Genomic DNA, 18,284 nt, shown 5'->3' on the forward strand with positions numbered 1-18,284 from the left:
CCGGTTCCCGGGGGTGCAACGCTCTGTGGAGAGGTGCCGGTCTTCGATCGAAGCCGTCGGATCCGCCCGGTTCCGATGGCCACTACCGAGGACCGGCCCCCGACGCACCCAGGGGCGGCGGTCACGGGCTCTTTCTGTCTGTAGTTGTGCGAGCTGCTTCGTGCGAGCCGCGGTCAAACAAGAGAGGGAGCGGCGAACGCCGCTCCCTCTACGCCGCTATCGGCGAAGGCCGAGACGCTCGATGAGCTGACGGTATCGAGTGATGTCCTTCTTCTGCAGGTACTGCAGGAGGCGACGACGCCGGCCGACCATCAGAAGCAGACCACGACGGCTGTGGTGATCGTGCTTGTGGGTCTTCAGGTGCTCGGTGAGCTCGTTGATGCGCTTGGTGAGCACGGCCACCTGCACCTCGGGTGAACCGGTGTCACCCTCGGTCGTGGCGTACTCATCCATGATCTTCTTCTTGGCGGCGGTGTCGAGCGACACGGCTCTCCTTCTCTGTTCGGGTACGCGGTATCAAGTCGAAACGCCCGGAAACCATGCGTACCCACAGTCATCCGAGTGGAAGGGTGACGGCTCGACGAGCCCTCACGACCCGCGGGGCAGCCGACTACTGCCGGTCACTTCCCAGCGGCAAATCACGGTACCACGTCAAACCTGGTACCCCGTTAACGATTGAACACCGTGCCAAGGCCCGGTGTTCCCGCGCCCCGCTCACTCCCTGGTCAGCTCACGGGCCCGGTCGACGTCCTGGTGCATCCGCTCGGTCAGGGCCTCGACCGAGTCGAACTTGAGGGTGTCGCGGAGCCGGGCGGTGAAGTCCACGCTCACGTGCGCGCCGTACAGGTCGAGATCGTCGCGGTCGAGCGCGTACGCCTCGACGGTCCGCTCGCCGCCCTCGAAGGTCGGGTTGGTCCCGATGGAGATCGCCGCCGGCCAGCGGGCGTCCGGATATCCGGCGGATCGGTCGCCGGTCCGGCGGCCGTAGTCCTCGCACTGGAGGAAACCCGCGTAGACGCCGTCGCGCGGGATCGCGGTGTGCGGCAGGCTCTCGAGGTTCGCCGTCGGGAAGCCGAGGTCGCGCCCGCGCTGGGCGCCGCGGACGACGACGCCCTCGACGCGGTGGGGACGGCCCAGCAGGCGCGCGGCGCCTTCGACGTCACCCGCGGCCAGGCACTCGCGGACCAGCGTGGACGAGATCGGCCGGCCGTCGGCCACGAGCGGGACCCCCTCCGCCTCGAAGTCATACTTTCCGCCCAGCTCCTGTAGCAGGACGACGTCGCCCTTGGCGCGGTGGCCGAACCGGAAGTCCTCCCCCACCACGACGCGCGCCGCGTGCAGGCGGTCGACCAGGACCGACTGGACGAACTCGTCGGAGCCCATGCGGGACAGCTCCAGTGTGAAGGGCAGCATCATCACCGCGTCGGCGCCGAGCCCGGCGAGCAGCTCGGCCCGCCGCTTGGGCGTGCTGAGCAGCGGCGGATGCGTGCCGGGCCGTACGACCTCGTCCGGATGCGGGTCGAAAGTGATCACCACCGAGGGCAGGCCGAGCTCGTGGGCCAGCTCCGCCGTACGGTCGACGAGCCGCTGATGCCCGCGGTGCACACCGTCGAAAACGCCGATGGTGACGACCGACCTGCCCCACCCGGCGGGCACGTCGTCGAGGCCATGCCAACGTCGCACTGTCCACCCCTCTCGCGGTGCTCCCAGGGCGTGAGTCCCGCTGTCAGACACGCCCTAGCGTGCCATGCGCGGAGCGCGGAGGGTGACATCGGGCCGGTTCCGGCGAATCCCCCCATGCGACCGGCCTGTTCAGGGCCGGAGGATCTCCGCTCCGCCGTACGGCCGGAGGGCGACGCGCATCTCGCCGCAGGCGCACCGGCTGTAGGTCACGACCCCCTCGGAGGTGGCGTGCCGGGAGACGACCTCGTACGGCTGGTCCAGGGGCCAGGCACAGACCGGGCAGGCGGTGGGGCGGTCAGCTGGGCGATCGGTCACCGGGATCCCGCCTATGCGTTCGGGTAATGATTAACACGATAATAACGCTTACAAGGTCAAATGTCGGGCAGGATGGTGCGATGCGGGTCACGGGCTACAAAAGTCATGGCGTCGGCGCCGCGGCCGCGCTCGTCAACGCCGTGACGAGCGCCGAGGGCGACGACGGCGACGAGGCGCTGCGCACCGTCCTGGCCGACCACGGGTTCTTCGTCGACGGCTTCACGCCGGACACCGCCGCCGCGCTGCGGCCCTGGGCCCGTACGCTGCGGGCGTTCTTCGAGGCCGGCTCCCTCGACACCGCCGTGGAGCTGCTGAACGGCCTGCTCACGGACGTGCCGATGCATCCGCACCTGGCCGACCACGACGCGCTCGGCCTGCACCTGCACTACGCGCCGCCGCAGGTCGACCTGGCGCACCGGTTCCGGGCGACCACGCTGATGAACCTGTCCGAGCTGCTCTGCGACCACGGCATCGACCGGATCGGCGTGTGCGCGGCGCCGGGCTGCGACCGCGTCTACGCCGACGACTCACGCGGCGGGCGGCGGAGGTTCTGCTCCGACGCGTGCGCGAACCGCACCAACGTCGCGGCCTTCCGCGCCCGCCGGCGCACGAGATAAGCGCGCGGCCACCGGGTCCGGCTCCCGCTGGAGGTTGCGCTCCACGGCCTACGGGGTGGTCAGGGGACGAAGACGGCCAGGGGCTTGGCGACCGGGCCGTGCTCCTCCATCAGGGCCAGCAGCGTGCCGTCCGGGCCGAAGACCCCGATCGGGCCCGGGCCAAGGCCCGTCGCGCCCAGGCGGCCGCCGTGGGCGATCTTGCGGGCGTCGTCCTCGGACACGTCCAGGCGCGGGAAGGCCGCCGAGACCGCCTCGGCCAGCGGCAGCACCGTGAGCTCCTCGGTGAGCTGCTCGATCGTACGGGCCTGCGGGAGGTCGTACGGGCCCACACGGGTGCGGCGGAGGTAGCTCAGGTGGCCGCCCACACCCAGGGCCGCGCCGAGGTCGCGGGCCAGCGCGCGGATATACGTGCCGCTGGAGCAGGTCACGGAGGCGGCGACGTCCAGTACGTCCCCGGCGTAGCTCAGGTCGCCGATGGCGAAGTCGTACACGGTGACGGGCCGGGCCTTGAGCGCGACCTCCTCGCCGTCGCGTACCCGTTTGTACGCCCGCCGGCCGTCCACCTTGATCGCGCTGACCTGGGGCGGGATCTGCTCGATCGGCCCGGTCAGGTCGGCGACCGCGGCGCGCAGGTCGTCCTCGGTCACCCCCGCGGCCGGAGAGGTCGCGGTGACCTCGCCCTCGGCGTCGTCGGTGTTGGTGGACCGGCCGAGCCTGATGACCGCGTCGTAGGACTTCTCGGTCAGCGCCAGGTGGCCGAGCAGACGCGTGGCCTTGTCGACCCCGATGATGAGTACGCCCGTGGCCATCGGGTCGAGCGTGCCCGCGTGCCCGACCCTGCGTGTGCCCGCCAGCCGGCGCATCTTGCCCACGACGTCGTGGGACGTCCAGCCGGCCGGCTTGTCGACGATGACAAGTCCGTTCATGAGCGGGTGGCGACCTCGATCTGGGTGAGGAGCTCGCGTAGTCGTTCGACCGCGTGCTCGACCTCGCCGTGCAGGGTGAAGCCGGCCGCGGTCGGATGGCCGCCGCCGCCGAGGGCGACGCACGCCATGCCGACGTCGACGCGGCCCTTGGAACGGGTGGAGACCTGCCAGGCCCCCTCGTCGTCCTCCTTGAAGACGACCGCGACCTCGGCCTCGTCGGTGCGCCGTACGACGTCGATCACGCTCTCCAGCAGGTCGTACGGGAGCGTGTGCTCGGCGCGGTCGGCGCGGGTCACCGTCGTCCAGACCATGCCCAGGCCGCCGGCGACGTCGGGTTCGAGCCGGGCCCGGCCGAGCGACGCCGCCAGCACCGGGAGGTAGCCGAACGGGGCGCGGTCCCAGACCTCGCGGGCGACGGCCTCGGGCCGGATGCCGGTGGCGAGCAGCCGCCCGGCGAGGGCGTGCACCTCGGGGGTGGTCGCGGCGTACTTGAACGAGCCGGTGTCGGTGACCAGGCCGACGTACAGGTCCAGGGCGATGTCGTGGGTGAGAGGAACGCCGAGCCGGGCCACGAACTCCTCGGCGACCGCCGCGGTGGCCGCGGCGGCCGGGTCGACGAGGTGCGTCGTGCCGAACCGGGTGTTGGACGAGTGGTGATCGAGGACGATCACCTCCCGCGCCTTGCGGGCGTTGGCCGCGAGGCTGCCGAGCCGGTCGCGGCTGGCCGCGTCGAACGTGACCATGACGTCCGGGTCGGCCGGGTAGGCGTCCGGGTCGGTGAGCAGGTCGAGACCGGGCAGGAACCGCAGGATCCGCGGCACGACGAACACGTCGCCGAAGGAGGCCGTGAACGGCTTGCCCAGCGTCCGCAGCGCCTGCGCGAAGGCCAGCATCGACCCGAGGGCGTCGCCGTCCGGGCAGACGTGACAGGCCAGGCAGACCGATTGGGCCTCCTCGATCGAGGCGACCGCCCGCTCCCATTCGTCGGCGGTGATGGCTGCGGCGCTACCCGGCGCGGAGTTCACGACCCGGAGTATCCCGCGTTGTCGGCATCGTCGCCGTCTGTTTCGTCAACATCCTCCTCGGAACGCGCCTCCCGGTAAGGGTTGGCCTCCCCTGCGGGAAGGGCGCCCTCGGCGACCTTGGCCACCTGCTCGTCGGCGGCGCGCGCCTTGGCGAGCAGATCGTTGATCTGCCGCGCGTTGTCGGGCAGGGCGTCCGGTACGAACGTCAGGCTCGGCGTGTGGCGTACGCCGGTGCGTTTGCCCACCTCCGAGCGGATCACGCCCTTGGCGCTGTCGAGCGCCGCGGCGCTGTCCGCGCGCTCGGCGTCGCTGCCGTAGACGGTGTAGAAGACCGTCGCGTCCCGCAGGTCGTTGGTGAGCCGGGCGTCCGTCACGGTGACGAAGCCGAGCCGCGGGTCCTTGATCCGCCGCTCCAGCATCTCCGCGACGATCTGCTGGATCCGGTCTGCGAGTTTGCGAGCCCTCGCGGGATCGGTCACCGCTCCTCCTTCGTCGCCCCGGTGACCGCGCTGTCGCGTCGAACGGCGCTGCGCCCGGTCACGGGTCCTCCTTCGTCGTACCGGTGACCGGGGTGCCGCGTTCCGCGCACCCGGTCACGGGTCCTTCTCCATCGGCCGTGACCAGGTGCCTCGGCCACGGTTTCTTCACTTGTGTCCAGCGGCCGGGCTACGACTCTTCGCTGAAGAGCCGTTGCCGGGCGGAGAGCAGCTCGATCTCCGGTCGCCCGGCGATCAGCCGTTCACACGACTCCAGCACCTCGACGCAGTTGCCCGCGTCGGAGGAGACGACCGCGACTCCGATCTCGGCCCGCCGGTGCAGGTCGAGACCGCCGGTCTCGGCCACCGCCGCCGCCGGGAACCGCCGCCGTACTTCGGCGACGATCGGACGGACCACGGCACGCTTCTGCTTCAGCGAGCGTACGTCGCCGAGCAAAATGTCCAAGGTCAGCGCTCCTACGAACAACCGTCAGCCCCCGCGATGAGATTCCTGGGTACGACCGACGAGGTGGCGTGCGACAGAGCCGCACGCCACCTGATCGCCGTCATCGGGACCGGTGGGAAGACCACGCTCAGACGCGCGGCTTCTCCCGCATCTCGAAGGTCTCGATGATGTCACCGATCTTGATGTCGCCGTAGCCGACGCCGATACCGCACTCGAAGCCCTCGCGGACCTCGGTCGCGTCGTCCTTGAACCGGCGGAGCGAGGAGACCGTGAGGTTGTCGGAGATGACCACACCGTCCCTGACCAGCCGCGCCTTGCTGTTGCGGTTGATCGTGCCGGACTGGACCATCGAGCCCGCGACGTTGCCGATGCGCGGGACCTTGAAGACCTCGCGGATCTCCGCCGTGCCGAGCTGCACCTCTTCGAACTCGGGCTTGAGCATGCCCTTGAGGGCGGCTTCGACCTCTTCGATCGCCTGGTAGATGACCGAGTAGTAGCGGATGTCGACGCCTTCGCGGTCGGCCAGTTCCTGCGCCTTGCGCTCCGGTCGCACGTTGAACCCGATGATGACGGTGCCCTCGGACGTGAGCGCGAGGTTCACGTCGTCCTGGGTGATGGCGCCGACGCCGCGGCGGATCACCCGCAGACCGACCTCGTCGCCGACGTCGATCTTGAGCAGTGCGTCCTCGAGGGCCTCCACCGAACCGGACACGTCGCCCTTGACGACGAGCAGCAGCTCCTGGAGCTCGCCCTTCTCGAGGTCCTTGAAGAGCTCCTCGAGGGTGCGGCGCCCACGGCTGCGAAGCAGCTCGGCGTTGCGCTTGCGCGCCTGACGGCGGTCGGCGATCTGCCGGGCCATCCGGTCGTCGTCGACGACGATGAAGTTGTCGCCGGCGCCGGGGGTCGCGGAAAGGCCCAGAACCTGGACCGGACGCGACGGCGGAGCCTCCTCGACGGGCTCGAAGTTCTCGTCGAGCATCGCCCGGACGCGGCCGAAGGCCTCGCCACAGACGATCGAGTCGCCGACCTTGAGCGTGCCGCGCTGCACGAGCACGGTCGCCACGGAACCACGGCCCTTGTCGAGGTGTGCCTCGATCGCGACGCCCTGGGCGTCCTGGTCGGGGTTGGCCCGGAGGTCCAGCTCGGCGTCGGCGGTCAGGACCACCGCTTCGAGCAGGTCCTCGATGCCCATCCGCTGCTTCGCCGAGATGTCGACGAACTGCGTCTGGCCACCGAACTCCTCCGCGACGAGGCCGTACTCGGTGAGCTGGGCGCGCACCCGCTGGGGGTCTGCGCCCTCCTTGTCCACCTTGTTGACGGCCACGACGATCGGCACTCCGGCCGCGTTGGCGTGGTCGATCGCCTCAGTGGTCTGCGGCTTCACCCCGTCGTCGGCGGCGACCACCAGCACGACCAGGTCGGTCGTCTCGGCGCCACGGGCACGCATGGCGGTGAACGCCTCGTGACCCGGGGTGTCGATGAAGGTGATCTTGCGTTCCTGGCCGTCGACCTCGGTCGCGACCTGGTAGGCGCCGATGTGCTGGGTGATGCCGCCGGCCTCGCCGGCCACCACGTTGGCGTTGCGGATCGCGTCGAGCAGCTTGGTCTTACCGTGGTCGACGTGACCCATGACGGTCACGACCGGCGGACGCGACACGAGGTGGTCCTCGCCGCCCTCGTCCTCACCGAACTCGATGTCGAACGACTCGAGCAGCTCACGGTCCTCGTCCTCGGGGCTGACGACCTGGACGCTGTAGTCCAGCTCCGCACCGAGGAGCTGCAGGGTCTCCTCGTTGACCGACTGTGTCGCGGTCACCATCTCACCGAGGTGCAGCATCACCTCGACGAGTGACGCCGGGTTGGCGCCGATCTTCTCGGCGAAGTCGGTGAGGGAGGCACCCTGCGGCAGGCGGATCGCCTGCCCGTTGCCACGGGGAACGCGCACGCCGCCGATCGAGGGCGCCTGCATGTTGTCGAACTCTTGACGCCGCTGCTTCTTGGACTTGCGGCCACGCGTGGGACGCCCGCCGGGACGGCCGAACGCACCCTGCGTGCCACCACGGCCACGGCCTCCGCCGCCCGAACGCGGGCCACCGAAGCCACCACCGGGACGGCCGCCGCCACCACCTGCGCCGGCCGGACGACCGCCGAAGCCGCCGCCGCCACCGGGACGGCCGCCGCCACCGGGACGACCGCCGCCGCCACCGCCACCGCCGGGACGGCCTCCGCCGCCACCGCCGCCACCGGGACGACCACGGCCACCGCCGCCGCCACCGCCGGGGCCGCCGGAGTCGCGCTGCGGACGCGACGGCATGTTCATCGGGCTCGGGCGCGGGCCTCCCGGCCGCGGCGGCATGCCACCGGGGCTCGGACGAGGACCGCCGGCGCCGGGAGCGCCGGGACGGCCTGAGGCCGGACGCGGCGGAGCGCCTGCACCGCGGTCACCGCGGGGCGGGCTGGGCCGGTCGCCGCGCGGGCCCGCCGGACGGTCGCCACCGCGCTGCCCAGGACCCGCGGGGCCGCTGGGACGCGGACCCGGCTTGGCCGAGCCCATGCCGGTGTTGGTCGAGGAGAACGGGTTGTTCCCCGGACGCGGACGGCCACCGGGACGCTGCCCGGGCGCCGCGGGACGCGGACCGCCGCCGGGGCCACCGGAACGCGGACCCGGCTTGGGGCCCTGCTGTCCCGGACCCTGCTGTCCCGGACCCTGCTGTCCCGGACCCTGCTGTCCCGGACCCTGTCCCGCACTCGGGCGAGCGGCCGGACTCGGACGGGGACCCGGCTTGGGCCCCGTCTCCGCGGGGCCGGACGGGCCTGACGGACTTGCCGGGCCGGGCGCCGGGCGCGGCGCGGCCGGACGCGGCGCCTGCTGGCGCGGAGCCGGCTGTGGGGCGGGCTTGGGCGCCTCGGGCACCGGCGGAACGTCGGGGCGCGGCGGCGCGGGGGGCGCCTCCGCCTTGATCTCCGGTCGAGCCTCCGGCTTGATCTCCGGCTTCGGCTCGGCCTGGAATTCGGGTTTGGGTGCGGCCGGCCGCGGGGCCGGCTTCCTCGGGCCCGGCTTGGGCACCGACGACTTCTTCCCGTCGGCCGACTTGGCCGAGGGCCCTCCGAATGCTTCCTTAAGTCTGCGTACGACCGGCGCCTCGATTGTTGAGGACGCCGACCGAACGAACTCGCCCATTTCGTTGAGCTTGGCCATGACGGCCTTGCTCTCGACTCCGAACTCCTTGGCGAGCTCGTATACCCGGACCTTTGCCACTGCACTCCCTACTCGGTCCGGGGACGTCCACGGACCGTCGCTACCTTGCGGTAATCATTGCTGCGTGCTCATCGAGCGCTCATAGCAATCTCGACCTGCTTCCGACTAGACGTCGCTTACTATCCGTCCTGCTGTGACTCGAGCCACTGGCGGAGCATGTGAACCTCGAGCGGTCCCGCCCGGCGAAACGCCCGCGGAAACGCCCGACGACGCTCAGCCAACTCGAGACATGCCAGATCGGGGTGCAGGGAGGCGCCCCGTCCCGGCAGCCGCCCGCGCGGATCGGGGACTATGGAGTCCTCGATCACGACCAGGCGCAGCAGGTCGGACTTGGCCGCGAGTATCCGACAGCCCACGCAAGTACGCCGTGGGACCGCACGACCACAATGCATGAGTCTACCGCGTCGGCGCGTCCGCGGGACCTGCAGCATGCTCGCCTTCGGCTGAAGATCCGTTTTCGGTGTCCGGGCGGATGTCGATCCGCCACCCCGTCAGCCGGGCCGCGAGACGGGCGTTCTGCCCCTCTTTGCCGATGGCCAGAGACAGCTGGTAATCAGGCACGATGACCCGTGCGACCCGTGCCTCCGCGTCGATGACCTCGACGTGGTTAACCCGTGCCGGAGACAGGGCGTTGCCCACGAATTCAGCGGCTTCGTCCGACCAGTCGACAATGTCGATCTTTTCGCCGTGCAGCTCGTGCATGACGTTGCGGACCCGGCCGCCCATCGGCCCGATGCAGGCGCCCTTGGCGTTCACCCCGGGCTTGCGGGAGCGTACGGCGATCTTGGAGCGGTGACCGGCCTCGCGGGCGATCGCGGAGATCTCGACGGTACCGTCGGCGATCTCGGGGACCTCCAGTGCGAAGAGCTTCTTGACCAGGTTGGGATGGGTACGGGACAGCTTGACCAGCGGCCCGCGGTGCCCCTTCTTGACCTGGACGACGTAGGAGCGGATGCGCTCGCCGTGCTCGTAGTTCTCCCCCGGGACCTGCTCCTCGGGCGGGATCACACCCTCGATCTTGCCGAGGTCGACCAGGACGTTGCGCGGGTCCTTGCCCTGCTGGATGACGCCCGCCACGATGTCGCCCTCGCGCCCGGCGTACTCCCCGAAGGTCAGCTCGTCCTCGGCGTTGCGCAGATGCTGCAGGATCACCTGTTTCGCGGTGGTCGCCGCGATCCGGCTGAAGTTGGTGGGTGTGTCGTCGTACTCGCGCGGCTCCGGCGGGGGCGCGACCCCCTCCTCACCCTCGCCCGCGCCGGTCTCGGCGTCCTCGGCAGGGGTCTCGGTCGCCCAGACCGTGACGTGGCCGGACTTGCGGTCGAGCTCGACGCGCGCCTTGACCGCGGCGCCCTCGGTGCGGTGGTAGGCGATCAGCAGTGCTTCTTCGATCGCCTTGACCACGAGCTCGAGAGAGATGTCCTTTTCACTCTCGAGACTGCGCAAAGCCGTCATATCAATGTCCACGAGGCTTCCCCCTAGTCCTCGTCGCCGACGGAATCGTCGGCACCCCGGCGGTTGAACTCCACCTGGACCAGCCCGCGGGTGAGCTCGTCATGGCCGAGCCGCCGCTCCCGGCCGTCGGTGTCGAGCACGACGGCCTCGTCGTCGGCCGTCTTGACGCGGCCGGTGATCTCTTCGCCTCCGGAGAGCGTCGCGCGCACCAGGCGGCCGCTCGCGCGCCGCCAGTGCCGTGGCTGGGTGAGGGGACGGTCGACGCCCGGCGAGGTCACCTCGAGGACGTACGGCCCCGAGCCCATCGCGTCGCTACCGTCGAGCGCGGCGGAGACCGCCTGGCTCACGGTCGCGACGTCGTCCAGGCTCACACCGTCGTCGCCGTCGACGATCACACGCACCTGCCGCCGCTTGCCCGCGGGCGTCACCAGCACGTCCTCAAGATCGAGACCGGTCTCGACGATCACCGGCTCGAGCAGCCGCAGCAGCGCGGCCCGCGTCTGGTGGCCCGGCCCCCGGCCCCCCTGAGCACGCCCGGAATCGGCATGAACGCTCATGGGACCTCCTTCGTTGCCGCACGGCCGATGCGGGTGGCCGCCCGATGCGTCCACTCCGCACATAAGCCTATCCACAGCTGCGGGCGCCGGGTGCCGCATCGGCAGCCGACCGGCGCGCCTTGTGGAATGCTTGCGCACCTGAGTGGAAGACGATGGACGGAGGCACGCTTGGACGCGTCGCGGTCCGTGACTCCAACGCGGCGTGCGGTGCTCGGCGGCTCGGCCGCGGTGCTGGCGGCGGCCACGGGGTGCACGAGTGTCGGGCAGGCGGAGGCGCCCGCCGCCGGACCCGAGGTCACCCTGCTCGACGGGGTCATCCAGAACGAGGCCGGGCTCATCGCCCTGTACGACGCGGTCCTCGCCGCGCATCCGGGGCTGGCCGGCCGGCTGAAGACGATGCGGGACCACCACGTCCAGCATCTCGCCGTGCTCAAACGCCACTACGTGCCCGGCAGCACCACCGGCACCGCCACTCCCGCGCCGAAGCCGGCCGCCACCGCGCCGGAGGGCGAGACGAGGTCCGTCACGGCGATCCGCAGTGCGGAGCGCAAGGCGGCCACCGCGCGCGCCGACGAGGTGCGCCGCGCGTCGCCGGGGCTCTCCCAGCTGCTGGCCGCCATCGGCGCCTGCGAGGCGGGACACGCTCAGGAGCTCGCATGACCACGACACCGGCCGCGACACCGACCGCGTCGCCGGAGACGATCGCCGCCCTCCAGGGCGCGCTCGCCGCCGAGCACGTGGCGGTCTTCGGGTACGGCGTGCTCGGCGCCCACCTGCTGGGCACGCAGCGGCAGAGCGCCGACCAGATGTGGAACTCCCACCGCGCGCGCCGCGACCGCCTCCGCGCCTACGTCGAGACGGCCGGCGCGACGCCGGTCGTGGCGGCGCCCGCCTACCGTCTGCCCTCGCCGGTCTCCTCGGCCCGTACGGCGGCCCAGCTCGCCGCCCGGCTGGAGGACGGCGTGACGGCCGGCTACGCCGGGCTGGCCGGAGCCGCCGACCCGGCCCTGCGCCGCTACGCCGCCCAGGCCATGCAGGAGGCGACCGTGCGCGCGGTGCGCTGGCGTGGCTCGCCCCCGGCCGCCTTCCCCGGCCTGACCGGCGCGGAGCTCTACCCGAAAGAGCAGGACTGAGCCCGGTCCAGCGATAGGTACCCTTCCTGGCGAGGTCACAACAAGATCACGACAGGGAGGTCATCGGCGCGCGTATGGGCGTGAGTCGAGAGCAGGTGCGGCACCACTGGCGGACCCTCATGGGCGAGACGATGCTGGAGCCGCCTGACGAAGAGCCCGGCGACCGCGTCTCCGGCCCGGCCCTGGACCTCGTCCTGCGCGTCGGGGAGCTCCTGCTGGCGAGCGGTGAGGCCACCGAGCGGGTCAACGAGTCGATGCTGAGCCTGGCGGTCGCCTACGAGCTGCCGCGCTGCGAGGTCGCGGTGACCTTCACGGTGATCTCCGTCTCGGTCCACCCGGGCATGGGCGCCCTGCCGGTCACCGGGGCGCGGGCCATCCGGCGGCGCAACCCGGCGTACTGGCGGCTGGTCGCGCTGCACGCGCTGATCCAGGACGCCTCCGTCGGCCTGCTGGACCTGGAGGAGGCGCACGACCGGCTCAGGAGGATCAAGCGGGGCCATCCGCCGTACGGGTCGCCGTATCCGCCCTGGCTCGGCGTCGTCGCGCTCGGCCTGATCGCCGCCTCGGCGGGCGTGATGATGGGCGGCGGCGCCCTCGTGGCCGGGACCGCGTTCGTCGCGACCGTGCTGGCCGACCGTACCGCCGCGCTGCTGGGCCGCCGGGGCATCGCGGAGTTCTTCCAGCTCGCGGTGGCCGCGAGCATCGGCGCGACGGCCGCCGTCCTGGTGATCGCGGCGGGCGCGCCCGCCAACGCCGCCACGATCGTCACCGGGGGCATCGTCGCGCTGCTGCCGGGACGGCCGCTGGTGGCGAGCATCCAGGACGGCATCACCGGAGACCTGGTCAGCGCGGGGGCACGGATGCTGGAGGTCTTCTTCATCGTGGCGGCGATCGTGTCCGGGCTCGGCCTGACCGTCTACACCGCGGTGCGCCTGGGGCTGGCGATCGACGTCAAGGACCTGCCGGTCGCGCCGATGACCTTGCGGCCGGTGGCGGTCCTCGCGGCGGCGGCCGTCTCGATGACCTTCGCGATCGCGCTGGCGGTCCCGCGGCGCGTGCTGCCGGCGGCGGCGCTGGGCGGGGCGCTGATCTGGGCGGTGTACGTCCTCGGCCGCGAGGTGGGCGCGGCGCCGCTGCTGTCCGCGGCGGTCGGCGCGGTGATCGTCGGGCTGCTCGGCAACGCCCTCGCGCGGCGCCGGCACCAGCCCGCGCTGCCCTACATCGTGCCGGCCATCGCGCCGCTGCTGCCGGGCACGGCGCTGTACCGCGGCATGATCCAGCTCAACGGCGGAGCGCCGACCCAGGGCGTGCTGACCCTGATCGGCGGCATCTCTGTGGCGCTCGCCCTCGGCGCGGGGGTCAACCTTGGCGGGGAGTTCGTCCGGGCCTTCCAGCGCGTCGGCGTCGGAGGGTCCGGCCGCGGCGCCCGCCCGGCGGCCCGGCGTACGCGCGGCTACTGAGCGTGTTCCTCCTGATCAGGGGCGCCTTGCCGGGAATGTGAGGTGCCGGGCACGTGTTTCCTCGCTCGACGTATTGACGCAGGTGAGGTGGACGACACGTGGCAGAGGCGACGACGGCGGCCCCTGCCGCGGATGCCGTGCTGGGCGCGGGTGACGCCGTCACCATCTGGGAGCGCGGCGTCCCGGCCCGGGTCCGGTGGGCGGGCCGCGCCGTCATGATCGGTGCGCTCGCGGCCTGCGTCGCGATCTTCCATGACGACCTGCCCGACCTGGGCGCGGTCTGGCGCGTCCTCATCCACGCGGGGCCGGGCTGGCTCGCCTGCGCGGTGGTCGCCCAGCTCGCGTCGATGGCGATGTTCGCCCGGGTCCAGCGGCGGCTGCTGCGGGCCGGCGGCGTACGGATGTCACTCCCCCGCGCGATCCGGATGACCTACGCGGGCAACGCCCTGTCCACGACGCTGCCGGCCGGCCCGGCGATCAGCGTCGCCTTCAACTTCCGGCAGTACCGCCGCGCGGGCGCGCCGGCGCGGCTCGCCACGGCGGTGGTGCTGCTCGGCGGAGCGATCATGACGGGCGGCTACACCGTGGTCGCCCTGGCCGCGCTGGTGGCCGAGCCGAGGTCGCGGGCCTTCGCGGTCGCCGCGCTGATCCTCCTCGCGGCCTTCGCCGGCCTGCTCGTCCTGGCCGGCCGCCGGCGCGGGTCGGGCCCGGCGGCCCTGGTCCGGCGCGTCCTGCACCCGGTCATGGGACACCGGCTCGCCGCGCCGTTCACCGGCCCGCTCTGCGAGGGTCGGGCCGGCCTGCGCCTGCGGCCGGCCGACTGGGCCATGCTCACCGGCGCCTCGCTGTTGAACTGGGTGTTCGACATCCTGTCGCTGGCCGCGGCCGGCCGCGCGGTCGGCCTGCACGCGGCGCTGTACGCGATCACGCTGGCCTATTTCGCCGCCCAGGCGGCGGGCAGCCTGGTGCCCCTGCTGCCGGGCGGGCTCGGCGCGATCGAGGGAAGCCTCGCGGCGTCGCTGGTGGCCTTCGGCGCCCTGGCCGCCCCGGCGGGAGCGGCGGTGGCGCTGTACCGGCTGGTGTCGTTCTGGGGCGTGATGGGCGCCGGCTGGCTGGCGTGGCTCGCGGTCAGAGCCGGCGAACGCCCCGCCGAGACACTCTCCTAGACCGCCCGGTCCACGACCGCTCGATCCACGACCAGGGCCGGGGTGCCCACGGCGGGCTCCAGTGGCTCGTCGTGGTGGGGCATGAACGCCACCACGAGGATCGCGGCGCCGAAGCCCGCCGACCTGAGCACGAGGCGTACCGGGTCCTCCGGGAGCGGCTCGCCGAACACCGCCGTTCCGGCCAGCACCGTGTAGACGCTGCCGACCACGCTGGAGACCGGGACCACGATCGAGGCCCGGCCCCGCTGCAGGGCGGTCTGGAACAGCAGCAGCCCGGCGCCGGACAGCACGAGATACAGGTACGGGTACGGCGAGCTCAGCGTACGGCCGACGAAGTGATGGGGGTCCTCGGCGAGGAAGCCCGAGACGCCCTTGGTCTGCAGGCCCGCCGCGCCGTACAGCAGGCCGGACGCGGCGCCGTACAGCAGGGCGGGCTTTCCGGCCCTCGTGCCCGAGCGCATCGCCGCGACGAACGCCACCAGGCCGAGGACGACGGTGCCGCCGATGACGGAGAACATCACGCCCGTGCCGGCATGGAGGCCGAGCCGCGTGGGCTCCATCGACAGGCAGACGAGCAGGAGGGAGACCGCGAGCACGCCCAGGCCGGCCCACTCCCGCTGTGTGGTCCGTTCGCCGAGGAAGACCGCGGAGAAGACGACCAGCAGCGCCAGGCCGCCCAGCTGGATCGGCTGCGCGACGCTCAGCGGGACGAGGGACATCACGACGACCTGGCACGCCATGCCCATGCCCATGACCAGGAAACCGGTCAGCCACGCCTTGCTGGTGGCCAGGAGACGCACCAGCCGGCCGACCCGCCGCATGCTCAGCGGCGGCAGCTCGCGCAGCGCGCGTTTCTCGAGCACGAAACCGGCGTTGTAGAGCACCGTGGCGACCAGCCCGAGGACGATGCCGTAGAACAAGCAGCCTCCTCCGAGCCTGCGTTGGGGGATCACGGTCCAGGCGCGGGGTTGCCTGATACCGCTGGTCAGCACAGGCGACGATGAAAACGCCGAGGTGACCTTGAGCCATGAATTTACCCGATCGGCCCAAATCGGAGGTCTGGACCGGTCGAAAAGCCGCTACCGGCCCGGCCCAGGCACCCGACCTGGAAGAACTCACTCTTCCACACGACCGGCGGCCGCCTCGGCAGGCACCCCGCCGCCGCGAGGTCCTAGGCCTTTCGACCGAATTGCGGCCTCCGATGGAATCTTGGACGCCGAGCGGCGCTTTACTGGAGTGCGTCCCTCCGCACGGAGCGGCGTACGGGACGAGCGTTCGAGGAGAGGACGGCCCATGACCGACGGCGCAGCCGCCGCCATGCCGTACGGTCCATCCGATGACACCGCTCAGCGGCCCGGAGCACACCGGGACGCACCCTCCCCGCCCACGGGGATCGAGGCCAGGCGGTTCCGCACCATCCTCGGCCACTTCGCGACGGGCGTCGTGGCGGTCACCGCGATCGACGGCGAGACCGGGCGGCCGGCCGGGCTGGCCGCCAACTCCTTCACATCCGTCTCACTCGACCCGGCGCTCGTGTCGTTCTGCGTCGCGCACACCAGCACCACCTGGCCGCGGATCCGCCGGGCCGGCCGGTTCTGCGTCAACATCCTCTCCGCGCCCCAGCTCGAGGTCTGCCTCCGGCTCGCGGCCAAGGGCGGGGACAAGTTCGCCGGGCTGGACTGGACCGAGTCGCCGGGCGGCGGGCCGGTGATCGACGGCGCGCTGGCGTGGCTGGAGTGCACGGTCGAGGCCGAGCACGTCGCCGGCGACCATGTGATCGTCGTGGCCCGCGTCCACCACCTGGACCGCCACCACGACGGCGACCCCCTCGTGTTCTACCGCGGCTCCTACGGCAGCTTCACGGAGTGAGGGAGGGGTACTGGAGGCCGTCTCGACCTCCAGTACCGGCTCAGGAGCTGTACTCCCCGGTCACGGCGAGCACGCGGGTCACGCGGCCTGCCGCCTCGCCCAGGTCGTCGGCGGGAGCGATGCGCTCCGCCCACGACCACCAGAACCACCAGGTCCCGTCGGTGCTCTCCGCGAGGATGTTCTCCGCGAGGGCCGACGCGCGTGGGTTCACCACGTGCAGGCTCGGCGGTCCTCCTTGCGGAATCGTCAGCCGTACGGCGAAGCCCCGGTCGCGGAGCTCCTCGCCGAGGCCTTCGAGATATGCGATTCGCGTCCGCGTTAACGCGGCCTTCTCATCAGACACGTCGGATCACCTCATCTGGAACGCGTGGCCCGATGAGACATCAGCATTTCGCCGGGCCGCCCGGGTCGCAATCAGCATCACCGGGCGCGGGCGAAGTGACGTCCGGGACGCGTGGGAATGCTCGGGACATGCGGGGGTTTCGCCCTATGCTCGTCCCGAACTCACGGCGGCCCGCGTACGTCCTATCGGGCGTGACGAAGGATTAGGGGGCGCGGTGGACGCGACGATGACGAACCGGGTGGCGGGGCACAGGCGCCTCCACGTCCCGGCGTGCGCTTTTCTGATCCTCTTCGGCGTCGCGAAGCTCGCCGAGTTCCTCGACTGGTCCCGCCTGCATCGCGACGCCGTCGCGATGCTCGGGCTCGGGTCCGGCACGGTGACCGGGCTCCTGCTCGCGGGCAAGGGCGCCGAGCTGCTGCTCACGGCCCTGGCCGTGCTCGGGCTCGTACGCCGCCACCCCGTCTGGCCGCTCGCGGCGCTCGCCGGGTGGACGGCCGACCTGGCCCTGCTGACGGTCGTGGCGGCGGTCGGCGGCGACCTCGGCCGGGTGCTCGAACACGGGCTCACGTTTCTGGTGATGGCGGCCCTGCTGACGGTGATGTACCGGTCCGTCCGGTCGGAACGGCCCAAAGAGGCGCCCGGATCGGCGGAGCGGCCCGTTGAGCCCGGGTGGCTCGACGGGCCGCCCGCGGACGGCACCCGCCAGGACCTGCGCGTGTCCGACGCCGATGCCACCCGTCACGACGTGCCGGCGCCCTCCGCCGACGCGACCCGGCTGGACCTGCCGGTCCGCCGCCCCGACGTGACGCGGCGGGACCTGCCGGTCCAGGGCCGCCAGAAATGGCCCCCGCCGCCGAAGGACGGGCCCTAGCCGACCAGCCGCGCCACGGCGGTCATCGTGCCCGGGGCCACCTCGGTGAAGCCCCCGTCCCGTACGACGGTGTCCGCCTCGGCGACCGCGCGTCCCCAGTCTGCCGGCTCCACCACGCGCACCCGGAGGCCGGGCCACGCGCCCATGGTGCGGAGCAGCAGGTGGGCGGCGTGCCCGCACTGCGCCGCCGCCTTGCCCGTCGTCATCGTGACGCCGGGGTTCAGGCCGATCAGGGCGTACGGGGGCTCGGGCGGTGGTTTGGGCTCCTCCTCGCGCGGCAGGTCGGTGCCGCCGACCTGCAGGCGCGCGATCTCGGGCGGCACCTCGGTGACCGGGCCGGGCACGAACGCCCGCGCGGGCGCTCCCCCGTGGTCCACGAGTACGCCGGGCAGGGCGTCCAGCGCCGGCCAGCGCACGCCGCGCGCACGGCGTACGACCTTGCGGATGCGCCGGTCCTCCCAGCTCGCGACCGCCTCGTGCCACTCGCCGCCCGGCGCCGAGCGCGGGTCGGCGAGCAGGGTGACCGCCGCCATCGCCGCGGCCTCGCAGACCGCCAGGTGCGCCGGCGGCGCGCTCTTCTCCACGCGGACCACGAGCTGCATCGCCCACGCAGGTTCGTCCGCCGGATCCTCATGCCCGTTCACGCTCACGAGCACCATGTCTACA

The 18,284-nt window shown here is 72.2% G+C and carries 21 protein-coding genes; 7 read left to right on the plus strand and 14 right to left on the minus strand.

Going from position 1 to position 18,284, the window contains the following annotated elements:
- Positions 1-216 precede the first annotated feature (216 nt).
- The 3 genes from rpsO to QWU11_RS28200 form a co-directional block, all read right to left on the minus strand.
- On the minus strand, positions 217-486 hold the full coding sequence (rpsO, locus tag QWU11_RS28190) for a 30S ribosomal protein S15 (RefSeq protein WP_290117463.1): 270 nt from the start codon (positions 484-486) through the stop codon (positions 217-219).
- Between the two features lie 228 nt (positions 487-714).
- Positions 715-1,683 carry a bifunctional riboflavin kinase/FAD synthetase gene (locus QWU11_RS28195; RefSeq protein ID WP_290117464.1) on the minus strand — a complete coding sequence of 323 codons (969 nt, stop codon included), beginning with the start codon at positions 1,681-1,683 and terminating at the stop codon, positions 715-717.
- A 129-nt stretch (positions 1,684-1,812) separates the two neighbouring features.
- Positions 1,813-1,998 carry a hypothetical protein gene (locus QWU11_RS28200; protein ID WP_290117465.1) on the minus strand — a complete coding sequence of 62 codons (186 nt, stop codon included), beginning with the start codon at positions 1,996-1,998 and terminating at the stop codon, positions 1,813-1,815.
- 80 nt (positions 1,999-2,078) lie between these two features.
- On the opposite strand from QWU11_RS28200, the gene QWU11_RS28205 reads away from it, so the two are divergent.
- Positions 2,079-2,615 carry a CGNR zinc finger domain-containing protein gene (locus tag QWU11_RS28205; RefSeq protein WP_290117466.1) on the plus strand — a complete coding sequence of 179 codons (537 nt, stop codon included), beginning with the start codon at positions 2,079-2,081 and terminating at the stop codon, positions 2,613-2,615.
- Between the two features lie 59 nt (positions 2,616-2,674).
- Here the strand turns inward: QWU11_RS28205 and truB are convergent, their stop codons facing one another.
- The 8 genes from truB to rimP all read right to left on the minus strand — a co-directional run bounded on the left by truB (position 2,675) and on the right by rimP (position 10,776).
- A complete protein-coding gene (gene truB / locus QWU11_RS28210; RefSeq protein WP_290117467.1) occupies positions 2,675-3,541 on the minus strand; it encodes a tRNA pseudouridine(55) synthase TruB in 867 nt (288 codons plus the stop codon).
- Entirely contained in the window at positions 3,538-4,566 is a 1,029-nt protein-coding gene (locus tag QWU11_RS28215; RefSeq protein WP_290117468.1) for a bifunctional oligoribonuclease/PAP phosphatase NrnA, read from the minus strand. The genes truB and QWU11_RS28215 overlap by 4 nt, the downstream gene beginning before the upstream one ends.
- Positions 4,563-5,045, minus strand: coding sequence for a 30S ribosome-binding factor RbfA (gene rbfA, locus QWU11_RS28220; protein WP_290117469.1), 483 nt, complete (start codon positions 5,043-5,045; stop codon positions 4,563-4,565). Before rbfA ends, QWU11_RS28215 begins: the two co-directional genes overlap by 4 nt.
- A 187-nt stretch (positions 5,046-5,232) precedes the next feature.
- The gene (locus QWU11_RS28225; RefSeq protein WP_290117470.1) at positions 5,233-5,529 is read right to left on the minus strand and encodes a DUF503 domain-containing protein; all 297 of its coding nucleotides are present in this window, start codon (positions 5,527-5,529) and stop codon (positions 5,233-5,235) included.
- Positions 5,530-5,635: 106 nt separating this feature from the next.
- The gene (gene infB / locus QWU11_RS28230) at positions 5,636-8,767 is read right to left on the minus strand and encodes a translation initiation factor IF-2 (protein WP_290117471.1); all 3,132 of its coding nucleotides are present in this window, start codon (positions 8,765-8,767) and stop codon (positions 5,636-5,638) included.
- Between the two features lie 119 nt (positions 8,768-8,886).
- Positions 8,887-9,198 carry a YlxR family protein gene (locus QWU11_RS28235; RefSeq protein WP_354670910.1) on the minus strand — a complete coding sequence of 104 codons (312 nt, stop codon included), beginning with the start codon at positions 9,196-9,198 and terminating at the stop codon, positions 8,887-8,889.
- Positions 9,164-10,219, minus strand: coding sequence for a transcription termination factor NusA (gene nusA, locus QWU11_RS28240; protein ID WP_290117473.1), 1,056 nt, complete (start codon positions 10,217-10,219; stop codon positions 9,164-9,166). The genes QWU11_RS28235 and nusA overlap by 35 nt, the downstream gene beginning before the upstream one ends.
- A gap of 23 nt (positions 10,220-10,242) precedes the next feature.
- Positions 10,243-10,776 carry a ribosome maturation factor RimP gene (gene rimP, locus QWU11_RS28245; RefSeq protein ID WP_290117474.1) on the minus strand — a complete coding sequence of 178 codons (534 nt, stop codon included), beginning with the start codon at positions 10,774-10,776 and terminating at the stop codon, positions 10,243-10,245.
- Between the two features lie 186 nt (positions 10,777-10,962).
- Here rimP and QWU11_RS28250 point away from each other — a divergent pair, with 186 nt between their 5' ends.
- From QWU11_RS28250 to QWU11_RS28265, 4 genes are all read left to right on the plus strand, one after another.
- Positions 10,963-11,436 (plus strand): hypothetical protein, encoded by a 474-nt coding sequence (locus tag QWU11_RS28250; RefSeq protein ID WP_290117475.1) that lies wholly within the window; start codon positions 10,963-10,965, stop codon positions 11,434-11,436.
- Entirely contained in the window at positions 11,433-11,909 is a 477-nt protein-coding gene (locus tag QWU11_RS28255) for a ferritin-like domain-containing protein (RefSeq protein WP_290117476.1), read from the plus strand. The genes QWU11_RS28250 and QWU11_RS28255 overlap by 4 nt, the downstream gene beginning before the upstream one ends.
- Positions 11,910-11,983: 74 nt before the next feature.
- Positions 11,984-13,369 carry a threonine/serine exporter family protein gene (locus QWU11_RS28260; RefSeq protein WP_290117477.1) on the plus strand — a complete coding sequence of 462 codons (1,386 nt, stop codon included), beginning with the start codon at positions 11,984-11,986 and terminating at the stop codon, positions 13,367-13,369.
- A 98-nt stretch (positions 13,370-13,467) separates the two neighbouring features.
- The gene (locus QWU11_RS28265) at positions 13,468-14,535 is read left to right on the plus strand and encodes a lysylphosphatidylglycerol synthase transmembrane domain-containing protein (protein WP_290117478.1); all 1,068 of its coding nucleotides are present in this window, start codon (positions 13,468-13,470) and stop codon (positions 14,533-14,535) included.
- Here QWU11_RS28265 and QWU11_RS28270 read toward each other — a convergent pair.
- Entirely contained in the window at positions 14,532-15,455 is a 924-nt protein-coding gene (locus QWU11_RS28270; protein WP_290117479.1) for a hypothetical protein, read from the minus strand. The two genes, QWU11_RS28265 and QWU11_RS28270, sit on opposite strands and share 4 nt — an antisense overlap.
- A gap of 373 nt (positions 15,456-15,828) precedes the next feature.
- Between QWU11_RS28270 and QWU11_RS28275 the strand changes: the two genes are divergently transcribed.
- The gene (locus tag QWU11_RS28275; RefSeq protein ID WP_290117480.1) at positions 15,829-16,404 is read left to right on the plus strand and encodes a flavin reductase family protein; all 576 of its coding nucleotides are present in this window, start codon (positions 15,829-15,831) and stop codon (positions 16,402-16,404) included.
- A 40-nt stretch (positions 16,405-16,444) separates the two neighbouring features.
- On the opposite strand, the gene QWU11_RS28280 is transcribed toward QWU11_RS28275, so the two are convergent.
- Positions 16,445-16,747 carry a hypothetical protein gene (locus tag QWU11_RS28280; RefSeq protein WP_290117481.1) on the minus strand — a complete coding sequence of 101 codons (303 nt, stop codon included), beginning with the start codon at positions 16,745-16,747 and terminating at the stop codon, positions 16,445-16,447.
- A gap of 214 nt (positions 16,748-16,961) precedes the next feature.
- On the opposite strand from QWU11_RS28280, the gene QWU11_RS28285 reads away from it, so the two are divergent.
- On the plus strand, positions 16,962-17,618 hold the full coding sequence (locus QWU11_RS28285; protein WP_290117482.1) for a hypothetical protein: 657 nt from the start codon (positions 16,962-16,964) through the stop codon (positions 17,616-17,618).
- Here QWU11_RS28285 and QWU11_RS28290 read toward each other — a convergent pair.
- Positions 17,615-18,277 (minus strand): hypothetical protein, encoded by a 663-nt coding sequence (locus QWU11_RS28290; protein WP_290117483.1) that lies wholly within the window; start codon positions 18,275-18,277, stop codon positions 17,615-17,617. The genes QWU11_RS28285 and QWU11_RS28290 overlap by 4 nt on opposite strands.
- Between the last annotated feature and the right edge of the window lie 7 nt (positions 18,278-18,284).

The organism is Actinomadura sp. DC4 (genome assembly GCF_030406325.1).
Classification (GTDB): domain Bacteria; phylum Actinomycetota; class Actinomycetes; order Streptosporangiales; family Streptosporangiaceae; genus Actinoallomurus.

What these genes read in the sequence shown, in the direction of transcription:
- QWU11_RS28260 (WP_290117477.1), top strand. Translation starts at nt 11,984, where the DNA reads ATGGGCGTGAGTCGAGAGCAGGTGCGGCACCACTGGCGGACCCTCATG.
- QWU11_RS28235 (WP_354670910.1), bottom strand. Translation starts at nt 9,198, where the DNA reads ATGCTGCAGGTCCCGCGGACGCGCCGACGCGGTAGACTCATGCATTGT.
- truB (WP_290117467.1), bottom strand. Translation starts at nt 3,541, where the DNA reads ATGAACGGACTTGTCATCGTCGACAAGCCGGCCGGCTGGACGTCCCAC.
- QWU11_RS28205 (WP_290117466.1), top strand. Translation starts at nt 2,079, where the DNA reads ATGCGGGTCACGGGCTACAAAAGTCATGGCGTCGGCGCCGCGGCCGCG.
- QWU11_RS28290 (WP_290117483.1), bottom strand. Translation starts at nt 18,277, where the DNA reads ATGGTGCTCGTGAGCGTGAACGGGCATGAGGATCCGGCGGACGAACCT.
- QWU11_RS28275 (WP_290117480.1), top strand. Translation starts at nt 15,829, where the DNA reads ATGACCGACGGCGCAGCCGCCGCCATGCCGTACGGTCCATCCGATGAC.
- QWU11_RS28255 (WP_290117476.1), top strand. Translation starts at nt 11,433, where the DNA reads ATGACCACGACACCGGCCGCGACACCGACCGCGTCGCCGGAGACGATC.
- rimP (WP_290117474.1), bottom strand. Translation starts at nt 10,776, where the DNA reads ATGAGCGTTCATGCCGATTCCGGGCGTGCTCAGGGGGGCCGGGGGCCG.
- nusA (WP_290117473.1), bottom strand. Translation starts at nt 10,219, where the DNA reads ATGACGGCTTTGCGCAGTCTCGAGAGTGAAAAGGACATCTCTCTCGAG.